The sequence below is a fragment of the Salinicola rhizosphaerae genome (assembly GCF_014652715.1).
Taxonomy (GTDB): Bacteria; Pseudomonadota; Gammaproteobacteria; order Pseudomonadales; family Halomonadaceae; genus Salinicola; species Salinicola rhizosphaerae.
In genome coordinates this window covers 222,271-231,439 of sequence record NZ_BMZI01000007.1, presented here as the reverse complement: position 1 = coordinate 231,439, position 9,169 = coordinate 222,271, and the positions used below count along the sequence as shown (strand labels likewise).

The window sequence follows — 9,169 nt, the reverse complement described above, 5'->3', positions numbered from 1 at the left end:
TCAACCTCCTCTCAGTCCCTTACGAAGCGCGGCATGCTCGTCGCGCTCCTTTTGAGCCAGTCGCTCGCGATGCTCGGCGAGCGCCTCTCGGACCCCGGGTGTTTGCAGTAGCTGGCGGAATTGCTGAACGGCGCGATCGCGCTGGCGGCGCATCATTGGCAGCAGGTCGTCGGTCGACAGCGGCTCGCCGTCGCTGCCGACCAGTCCGGTGCCGTCGCAGTTGGCGCAGGGGCCGCTCGAGAACATGCCGACCCACTCGCCGCTGCCGTTGCACTGCGGGCATACCTCGGTGGCTGGCTCCTGCCAATGGAGCGCCTTCGATTTAGCCATCGGCACCCTCGACATGTGGCCAGACCGCGGGCTTACCGAAGTGCTCGAGCAGCCGGCACATCGCGATTTGTGAGTTGTGTCGGCCCTTCGCGTTGGCGAATGCCCGAGCGAGGCGCTCGACCTGTTTCAGCGCCTGGATCTCTCTCCGGTGGACATCGGCGCGCACGTACTCAACTGATTCGGCTGGGTCCATGCCGGGCGACGGTGCCGGGTCGTTGCACCAGGCGAGGCACAAGCCGTGCTCGCCATCGGCGGGGACCAGGTAGATGCGCTCGTCGGTGTCCTGCATCAGCTTTTCCAGCTGGGAAACGGCCATAAGTCTCTCCTCACGCCGCGACCGTGACGGCGGGCGCCGGCATGAACTTGCGTTCGTGGGTGAAGTTCGCTTCGACCAGAGCGCGTGCCAGCGGCGGGCAGACGCTGTTGCCGATCAGCCGCACCTGGGTGTGCTTCGGCACCGACTTGCCGTCGACGTCGCCGAACCGGTAGTGATCGGGGAAACCCTGTGCGGCGGCGAGCTCGTGCGGCTGCAGCATGCGCATGCCGATATCGGTGATGACGTACTGCTCTCCGTCGATCGTCACAGTGACCAACTGGAAGCGGTCCTTCGTCGTGATCGTCGGCGCTGGGGCGTTGAGATCGCGGCCGGTCTCACCGGACCCGCTGCCATAGTAGGGCGCCAGGAAAGCTGCAACGGCCGCCGCGTGCGTACCGCCTGCGCAAACCGTCGGCATCGGCTCGGCGATGTCTCGGCCGCCGCGCTCGCTGCCCTTGAGACTGACCATGCTGGCGGCGACCAGGGCGTTGTGATCGGTGGCGGTGATCGTCGGTACCGGATTGGTCAGGCTGTCGCCGATAACGCCGGTGAAGTGTTTCGCGAGAAATGCCGAAACGACGCCGATCGGGGCGCAGCCGCCGGGATTCACGCCGGGCCGTGAGACATTAGCGTTGGCCGTGATCGTGTGCATCGGCTCGTCGAGGCGGTGGCCAACGGCACCACTGCGGAACTTGGTGATGTGGGGCACCACGATGCCGTGGGCGTCGTAGGCAGCGGTGACTGTCTTCATGGGCTCCAACAGACTCTGGCCACGAAATGCTGGTCCGCCGTGGTTGCAGGTCACGATGAAGGGCTGTTCAGCTTGAACGACGTAGCGCATGACGCCCTTGGCGATGCGTTTCATCGTGTTCTCGGCCAGCTTACGCTTGCGCCCGAAAATCGAGGGGCAAGGGATCGACCAGTCGATGCACTCGGCGGCGGTGCGGTAGGCCGGCAGCTTGCCGCGCTGAACCGCCGGGGACTTCGGATCACCGTGCGTCGGCTTCGGCCAGTTGATCGGCAGGCCGTCGCGGCGAGCGATCAGGAATAGCCGCTTGCGGATCGTCGGTGTGCCGTAGTCGCAGGCTCTCAGGATGCGCCAGTCGACGTCGTAGCCGTGTCGTTTCAGCGCCCGAACGAATCCCCGGAACGTCTGACCCTTGCGCGCCGGGTCCGGTACCAGCTGACCCTTGGCGTTCTTGATCAGCGGCCCCCAGTCGAGAAACTCCTCGACGTTCTCCAGAATGATGACGCGCGGCTTCACGCGAGCCGCCCAGCGCGCCGCAACCCATGCCAGTCCGCGCACCGACTTCGACACCGGGCGCCCGCCTTTGGCTTTCGAGTGATGCCGGCAGTCCGGCGAGAACCAGCAGAGCCCGACGGGCTGGCCGTTGGTCGCCTCATCTGGATTGATATCCCAGACATCGGCGACAGCGTGGGCGCTGCACGGGTGGTTGGCGGTGTGGGTGGCGATCGCCGCGGCGTCGTGATTGATTGCCAGGTCCACCGGCCGCCCCAGCGCTTGCTCGATGCCCTCGCTCGCGCCACCGCCACCGGCGAAGTTATCCACCACCAGCTCATGGCCGAGGCCGAGATTTAGATTCGTCATCCTGCTCTCCCGTAATCCCGAAACAGATGCGTTGTCAGCCGGCCGGCGGGCGAGGCGAGAAACTCGGCACGCTGGCGGATCAGTTGCTGGCGGGTGAGCGTCTTGCTGCTGGCGGCAATGCCCTGGCGCCGGCGGTCTTCGCTGACCGGCATCGTCAGAGCGGCGCCGCGCTTGCCGTCCGCGTAGCGCTTGCGGATCGTGTTCTCGTGCATCCCGCACTCGATAGCGAGATCGCGGTAGGTCACCGGGTGGCCGGTCGACGGGTGCTCGATGTGGATGGCGTGAGTAGCCATGGCGACCTCCTCAGTCCTCGATGCCGCGTTTACGCCGAACCTCGCCATGCTGCTGGCGGCGGGCGTTCTCGGCGCGTTTGGCCTGGCGCCGTGCGCGGCGTTCCTCGGCGGCGGCTTTGCGGGATCGGCCATCGACCGGTGGGCGCTCGGCGCGGTAGGGGCGGATCGGCGCGGCGTCGACTTCGGGCTTCGCCGGCTTGCGCTTCCAGCCCTCGCCGAATCCGATCGCGCCGGCGAGAGTGGCTATCAATGTGTGCTTCTGGCTCATGACGACACCTCCAGGGCGTTGATGATGTCCGGGCGGAATCCCGACCACTCGATGACCGTCTCGCCGTGGTCGTTGGTGACGACCACCACCGGCAAGGACCGGTGGCCAGCGGCGCGGAAACGCTCGCGATCTGATTCGCCCGTGTCCCATGTGCTGTACTCGATGCCCGCCTTGTCGAGCGCGCGCTTGGTGGCTTCGCAGCGCGGGCAGGCGGGTCCGGTGTAAACGGTGATATTCATAGGCAGCACCTCACACGATCTGGCCGCTGGCGGAGTAGATCAGGCGATCGATCAGCTCAAGCGCCCGCGCGTCTTTGCCGAGAATCCGCGCCTCGTAGACCGCATCGAGAAGCTGGCTGAAGCTCTTGCCCTCGATGGGGTCCCAGGTCGACTCGATCAGGTTTGCTTGTTGCCCTGCACCTTCAGCTTCTTTGCCTCTGGATGTCAGTTCTCGAACCAGGTCTTCGGTATCGAAATCGCTGAGTTCGACCTCGGCTTCTACGGTTACGTACGGCATGACACGTGCCCCCAGTTTTCCCCGGTGGTGACGTGGTCGATGGTGCGTAGATGCACCCCGTAGCGCGCCGCGAGTTTGGCGTTAGTGATCTCTCTCAGCTCGCGCTTGAGTGCGTTGCGGTGCTCGACGATGGCGTTGATCTCGGCGACCTTCGCCTCATCCAGCTTTGCCCAGGGCAGTTCTGAGCCTCGCCTCACGCTCAAGCGGTTCAGTGCGTCGTCTTTCATGGCGTCATCTCCGTCGGTGCGCTCGGATCGGCTTCGCCACCCAGCCACTCGATCAGCTGCTCGGTGAAGGTGCCGAGGGCGGCGGTCATCAGGGCGAAGTCGGTTTCGAGTCTCACCACCGGGTCGTCGCCGTCGTCGGTCTGGCTGGCCTCATCGAGCAGGGCGTCGTCGAACTGCAGCGACTTGAGCGCGAGGTCGTCATGCAGGACGGCGCGCAGTTGGCCTTCGCTGCCCAGGCTCAGGCGGGAGACCTGGCGGCCACCTTCGAGCAGGCTCTGCATCTCTTCGCTGTCGAGGTCGACCGAGCGGGCGCCGATCACGCCGTCATCCTCCGCGGCGCGCAGCTCGACGCGATCACCCAGCAACAGACTGGCGGGGCGGCTGCCGGGATCGCTGAGCCACTGGGTCATGCCGCGTGCTGGCGGCGTCTTCGTGGCCAGCGGTGTGACCTTGAGCGAGCCCAGCGACTGGCGGAGCAGATCGAGCACTTCCTCGGCGCGCTTTCGGCTGGAGGCGTTGATGCCGATCAGGTTGCGGGCGGTGTCCCACCAGAGCTCGACACGCTGAGAGCGGGTGAATGCCTGAGGTAGCAGCTCCTCGAGCACCTGCTCCTTGAGCAACTGGCGTTCCCGGCGGGAGAGCGGCTGGCCTTCGGACTGTTCGTATGCCTCGGCGCGCTCGTTGACCTCTTCGTTGACCACGGCGGCGGGGAGCAGGCGCTCCTGACGCATCATGGCAATCAGGCGGTGGCCTTGGATCTCGTGAGCGTGGACTGTGCTACGTTTGCTGGCTGGAGTTGTCCAGCCAACGCGGCGCATTTCGCGATCCGAGACCGGTCGAAAGGCAAACTGTTCGAGAGCGAATTCGAAATCATCGAGTCCGAGCGTCACGGCGTCGTGCACGCGGTAGAGGTGAAGGTTTTTGAACCACATAAGCGCGTCTCCTGATTCGGGCAACACAACGGCGAGCGCCCGATGGGAGGCGCTCGCCGTTGTGCTGGCGGATGAACGGGTAAGGAAATCTTGATAGTTGCGGCTAGCTGGCGGGGCGGACGGCTTCGATCACGCCCTGTTCGCGAAGCGAGTACATGGCCGCCATTTCCGCGCCACTGGCGCGGCCGAGCAGTTGACCATTTCGGCACCACCAGGCTCGCGGACTGCAAACGATATGCTCGCCTGATTCATATCGGGCCAGCACGTCGGTGATATGTCCCTGCCGCCGGCGTCCGGCCAGCTCGAGTGCGCGGGCGGTGCTGAGCTCGTAGTCGAGTGCGGCGAGCTGTTGCTGTTGATCGGCGATGATCTGGCGCCGGGTGGCGATATCTCGCTCGATGGCGTGGGTTGATCGGTGCATGGGGCCTCCGTGAAAAAGCGCCCGGCGCGGGGCCGGGCGAAGGTACGCAGGGAAGTGATTGATGCCGCAGCATCGGGGAGGGCTCTCGTCGCTGCCGCGTCGGGGCGGAGCACGGCGGCGGGAAAGCGCTCCCCGATACTGGGTAGATCCCGGTTACAGCGTCCGGGGCACTTGCGCGGGCTTGGCTGTCGCCCTGTGCTGAGTGATGCGGTGGCCGGTGCTGATCTCCGGCGTTGGTGGGCCATGAAGCCGTGCGCTGCCTCCAGTTGATCCCGAATTTGTTTATCCGCCTCAGCGAACCGGGCTAGTGCGTCGTGCCGTCTTCACGGTTGTCCTGCGCATCAGCCTGCGCATTCACCGCATCGGGAAGGGCTCGGCGATCTTCGACCAATGCCCCGTATCTGCTTTTCGGCGCGTCCAGTCAGGGGAGACGTCGCCCCTCAAGCGCTTGGGTTTCAGCAGCCATGTGGCGGCCAAGCCCTTCCCGATGGCCAGCGGATTACGCACCGCTGGCACTGCGTGGGGTCCGAGTTGTTAAAGAGCTACTGCATCCCGAAGCGTCCGCGCTTGCAGGCGCTCTCGGATACAGGCCGCCATCCGCTGGCGGCTGCGTCGTTCAGTTGTTGGCGTAGGCGCCGGTGTCGACCGGTGAGAGCACCGGGGCGCAGGCAGTGTCGGCGATGCCGTCGTAATCCGGATGGCCGTAGCGGCGTTCCGGTGACACGCCGCGGGCGGTTTCGGCGTTCCAGGTCGCGACGCTTTCGCAGTAGCGGTCCTGCTGCATCAGCTCGACCTCGTAGGCGCTGGGGCCGGGCAGCGAGGCGTTGACGAGCACGGCGGCGGTGACGATCGCTGCGGCCACGCCGGCGAGTGGGCTGGTGATCAGTTGGCGCATCGGGCTGTCTCCTTCTCGAACTTGCGGCGGACGGCGATCAATCGGATCTGGTCGGCAATCCATGCGCGTGCATGGCCCTCCATGCCGAAGCACTTATCGATGATTACGATTCGGCGATTCTTGCCGGGCACGTAGAGCGCAGGTCGGTAGCCGCTGCTCGGAGTGCCGTGTTCGCGTTCTCGGGCGAGATATTCGGTTTCGACGTCAGGCTCACCGGCAGTGCAGATGTGCTCGTCGTAGACGGCGGCAATCTGGCGGGCCGGATAGCAGAAGGTGGCGGCGTCAAGGCTCATGCCGCGATCCCCGCGATGTCGTGGCTCTCCTGTCGACGGCTCAGCTTGGTGATGCTGATCGTCTGGCGGCCGCCGCTGGAGCGCAGGCGCTGCATGTGGACGTCGGGGGAGATGGCGCTGACGGTGATGGCGAGCAGCAGCGGGGCGATCCATGTGCGCCGCATCGCCTTCGCGACCACCTCAGTTGCGCGCTGGGCGTGAAGGGTGAAGAAGATCCCCTCGATCGTGCTTTTGACGGTGGCCGGCGAGATGCCGCGAGCACGGGCAATCTCTTTCTGAGTCATACCGGAGGCGATACCGGCGATGACGAACGCCTGCTTGGCGGTGGGGAGGCCATCGGCTCGCTTGCCGATCCGGCAGCGGAAGCCGAATGCCTCGATTGTCTGGTGGTCCTGCGTGACCTGGTTCATGTCGTTACCCACGGTGTTCTGTTGTCGTGGGGTAATAATTACCCATGGGTAATTATTCGGTCAATACCCCTGGGTAATTATTTTTCAGGTGGGCACAAAAAAACCCGCCACATGGGCGGGTTGGCATGCCTTCGGTCGCAGATATCAGGAAACGGCTTGCAGATCGCGTTCCAACAGGGATTGGGATTCACGATACTCCCAAGCCTCTGCCGCCATCGTCCAGTGAACTTCGAGCGCTTCTTCTTCGACCGCTTCGCGTATTTCGGTCAAAGGGACGTTGAAGAATTCCTTGCGCGGATTGACCCGGTTTACCTGACGTGCTGCGAACTGACGGTGCAGTTTGTGCTCTAGCGCGGGTGCGTCTTCCGAGTAGATCATGGCGTGTACGTCGAAGGAGAAGGGGACACTGGCATCCCCCAGTTCTTTGACGCGGTCAAGCGGCTCCAACCGCCGGGTCATGCCGATTTTGAGCACGCTCTCCCCGAACGAGCCGATGTTGGAGATAATGTATACATGACCGCGTTTGGTCTGTTGCGCCATGGAGAGCGCACGCTGGCCCCGTGATTCAGCATCTTCAAGCTGTTGCTCAAGTTCGCTCAGCCGCGACTGGAACTGGGCTCGCTCCTCTTCATTGGCTTCCTCCAGTTGCTTACGAGCCTCTGCCATGGCCTTCGCCAGCATGCGCTCTTCCTTTTCAGCTTGCTTGAGTGCTTTCTCAATATCGCGGCGGGCTTTTTCTTCTTCTCGCATCTGCTCGCGGATGGCGCGCTGTTCTTCCTGCTCGGCCCGCCGCAGTTCCATGGCGGCAACCGCCCACTTGAGCTCCTCTAAACGAGCCTGGAGGTAGAGGTCGGTGATGCGGGCATTCTTGAACGGCATACCGTTGTGGTTTACCACGGCGAAAGCATCTAGAACGGCCTGCCGCAACTTGCCATAGTTATCGTGCTTAACTTTAGAAAGGACGGAATCGACCTTGCCATTGAAGGCGTCGACGGCGAAATGTATGGCATATTCCCGGCGCACCGCTTCTTTGTAGTCGCAGTCGCCAGCACGACCATTTTTTGCCATGTCGCGACTGTGCTTACGCGCTTGCTTAAGTTTTTCCCCGGCATCCTTGTGAGAGAAGTCTTCGGCCAGGTCATCAAGCAAACTGGCGTTGGGGATGATGTAATCGTCGTGGTAGCCCTCGATGATGTTGCGCATGGCCTTGGCGGTTTGTTCGTAGAGCTTGGCATTCTCCACTGCCTTGAGGGCGTTACCGGCAGTCTCTTCCGCTTGGCGTCGTGCGTCTTCGAGGATTTGGCGTGCCTCCTGGTCGGCCTTCGCGATCACTGAGTCGGCTTTCTCCTTGGCGGCTTTGCCTTGCGCGCGCCCTTCGTTCAGGATGCGCTGTTTTTCGTTGTCGGCCTCTTGGCGCAGCCGCTCTGCGGCTCGCCGGGCCTTGGATTCGATCTCGTCAGCGCGCTGCTGGGCTTGGAGAGCTGTTTCCTCTGCCTGCTTGACCAGTGCCTCTGATCGCTCGGTCGCGTCGTGAATGCCTTCGTATTGCCATAGATGCTCGACGGATTGGCGGAATTCTTCTAGTTCCAGCTCCTTGCGTTTGCATTTCCGTAGATAGATTAGCGCTGCCACCCAACCTGACACGATCAGGCCGAGCGTCACCAATAGAACGATAACGCCTTCGGACATGATGCTCCCCTTGTGTTTCGTTGTGTTGTTGCATTGTTATTCTGTCATAACATAACGCAAGGATAAGCGCGAACTGAGATCATTCATCAAGAACCCGCCTTGATCGGCGGGTTGAATAGGTTGAAGGGTGAGGGGGTGGAGGGTGGGGGCGCCATCAAACTCGATTAGCGGTGGCCATCAAGCCTATTCAGTGCAGCAGCACGCTATACCAAAACACTTTGCCGATAATGTTCACCTTCTCCGGCCAGTTTTCGTCAAGATCCTCGTCAGGATGCTCGGCTTTGTCAGGATTGGCGCTTCGGATGCGCAGCCCGCCTCCTGGCAATCGGTAGAGAAACTTCACTCGAAGCAGCCCTTCGTGGTCGATGGCGTACATCTTGCCGTCTTTAATCTGCCGATCGGCGGTATTCACGCCGACCGAAGCCCCGTCTGGCAGAATGGGCTCCATGCTATGACCCTCAACGAAGGCGCACGCTGCGCTTTCTCTCGACACACCTGCACTCCTAAGCGTGCTGCGCTTGAAACGCAATGCCGCCCCATTGTTCTCGACTACTTGTGTCCTGCCACCTCCACCGGATAGGGCAACCTCACGAAACAGCGGGAGCTCCACCTCGTCATCCGCAATCGGCGTCGACCTGTCCCACGGGTCCATATTTCCCGTGAAGGTCAATTCGTTGTCGCTGGTGGGCTTGCCATATGTCTCGATTGGCGTCTCCTCGACTGCCTGCTTGTCGAGATGCTCTTCATCGAGCCATCCCTTAACGAGACCAAGCGAAGCTTCCGTGTGGCGCGCGAACTCCTCACCGATTCGCTTGCGATGCGAACCAGAGGAGAGGCAACGGGAGATATAGCTCGACTGCCTGTCTATCGCGTCGGCGAGGCGGGCTTTCTTGCCACCGAATCGCTCATTGACCAGTGCCTGCAGATTCCTGCGACGAATCTCATAGATGTCCATGAGGGAATATTCCGT

General features: G+C 62.8%; 15 protein-coding genes. All 15 read right to left on the bottom strand.

Annotation, left to right across the window (positions count from 1 at the left end; all coding sequences use genetic code 11):
• The 15 genes from IE125_RS16305 to IE125_RS16235 all read right to left on the bottom strand — a co-directional run bounded on the left by IE125_RS16305 (position 1) and on the right by IE125_RS16235 (position 9,154).
• On the bottom strand, positions 1-330 hold the full coding sequence (locus IE125_RS16305) for a hypothetical protein (RefSeq protein WP_189445731.1): 330 nt from the start codon (positions 328-330) through the stop codon (positions 1-3).
• Positions 323-646 (bottom strand): hypothetical protein, encoded by a 324-nt coding sequence (locus IE125_RS16300; protein WP_189445730.1) that lies wholly within the window; start codon positions 644-646, stop codon positions 323-325. The genes IE125_RS16305 and IE125_RS16300 overlap by 8 nt, the downstream gene beginning before the upstream one ends.
• 10 nt (positions 647-656) lie before the next feature.
• Entirely contained in the window at positions 657-2,255 is a 1,599-nt protein-coding gene (locus tag IE125_RS16295) for a DNA cytosine methyltransferase (protein WP_189445729.1), read from the bottom strand.
• On the bottom strand, positions 2,252-2,548 hold the full coding sequence (locus tag IE125_RS16290; protein WP_189445728.1) for a hypothetical protein: 297 nt from the start codon (positions 2,546-2,548) through the stop codon (positions 2,252-2,254). Before IE125_RS16290 ends, IE125_RS16295 begins: the two co-directional genes overlap by 4 nt.
• 10 nt (positions 2,549-2,558) lie before the next feature.
• Positions 2,559-2,816: a hypothetical protein gene (locus tag IE125_RS16285; protein WP_189445727.1), complete on the bottom strand. Its 258-nt coding sequence runs from the start codon at positions 2,814-2,816 to the stop codon at positions 2,559-2,561.
• The gene (locus tag IE125_RS16280) at positions 2,813-3,055 is read right to left on the bottom strand and encodes a glutaredoxin domain-containing protein (RefSeq protein ID WP_189445726.1); all 243 of its coding nucleotides are present in this window, start codon (positions 3,053-3,055) and stop codon (positions 2,813-2,815) included. The genes IE125_RS16285 and IE125_RS16280 overlap by 4 nt, the downstream gene beginning before the upstream one ends.
• Positions 3,056-3,065: 10 nt before the next feature.
• A complete protein-coding gene (locus IE125_RS16275) occupies positions 3,066-3,332 on the bottom strand; it encodes a hypothetical protein (protein WP_189445725.1) in 267 nt (88 codons plus the stop codon).
• Positions 3,320-3,559: a hypothetical protein gene (locus tag IE125_RS16270; protein WP_189445724.1), complete on the bottom strand. Its 240-nt coding sequence runs from the start codon at positions 3,557-3,559 to the stop codon at positions 3,320-3,322. The genes IE125_RS16275 and IE125_RS16270 overlap by 13 nt, the downstream gene beginning before the upstream one ends.
• Positions 3,556-4,491, bottom strand: a complete 936-nt coding sequence (locus tag IE125_RS16265; protein ID WP_189445723.1) for a recombination-associated protein RdgC — start codon at positions 4,489-4,491, stop codon at positions 3,556-3,558. Before IE125_RS16265 ends, IE125_RS16270 begins: the two co-directional genes overlap by 4 nt.
• Positions 4,492-4,594: 103 nt before the next feature.
• Positions 4,595-4,912, bottom strand: a complete 318-nt coding sequence (locus IE125_RS16260) for a hypothetical protein (RefSeq protein ID WP_189445722.1) — start codon at positions 4,910-4,912, stop codon at positions 4,595-4,597.
• 616 nt (positions 4,913-5,528) lie between these two features.
• A complete protein-coding gene (locus IE125_RS16255) occupies positions 5,529-5,807 on the bottom strand; it encodes a hypothetical protein (RefSeq protein ID WP_189445721.1) in 279 nt (92 codons plus the stop codon).
• Positions 5,795-6,100, bottom strand: a complete 306-nt coding sequence (locus tag IE125_RS16250; RefSeq protein ID WP_189445720.1) for a hypothetical protein — start codon at positions 6,098-6,100, stop codon at positions 5,795-5,797. Before IE125_RS16250 ends, IE125_RS16255 begins: the two co-directional genes overlap by 13 nt.
• Positions 6,097-6,510 carry a LuxR C-terminal-related transcriptional regulator gene (locus IE125_RS16245; protein WP_189445719.1) on the bottom strand — a complete coding sequence of 138 codons (414 nt, stop codon included), beginning with the start codon at positions 6,508-6,510 and terminating at the stop codon, positions 6,097-6,099. Before IE125_RS16245 ends, IE125_RS16250 begins: the two co-directional genes overlap by 4 nt.
• 144 nt (positions 6,511-6,654) lie before the next feature.
• Positions 6,655-8,199 (bottom strand): GIY-YIG nuclease family protein, encoded by a 1,545-nt coding sequence (locus IE125_RS16240; protein WP_189445718.1) that lies wholly within the window; start codon positions 8,197-8,199, stop codon positions 6,655-6,657.
• A gap of 187 nt (positions 8,200-8,386) precedes the next feature.
• A complete protein-coding gene (locus IE125_RS16235) occupies positions 8,387-9,154 on the bottom strand; it encodes a S24 family peptidase (RefSeq protein ID WP_189445717.1) in 768 nt (255 codons plus the stop codon).
• Between the last annotated feature and the right edge of the window lie 15 nt (positions 9,155-9,169).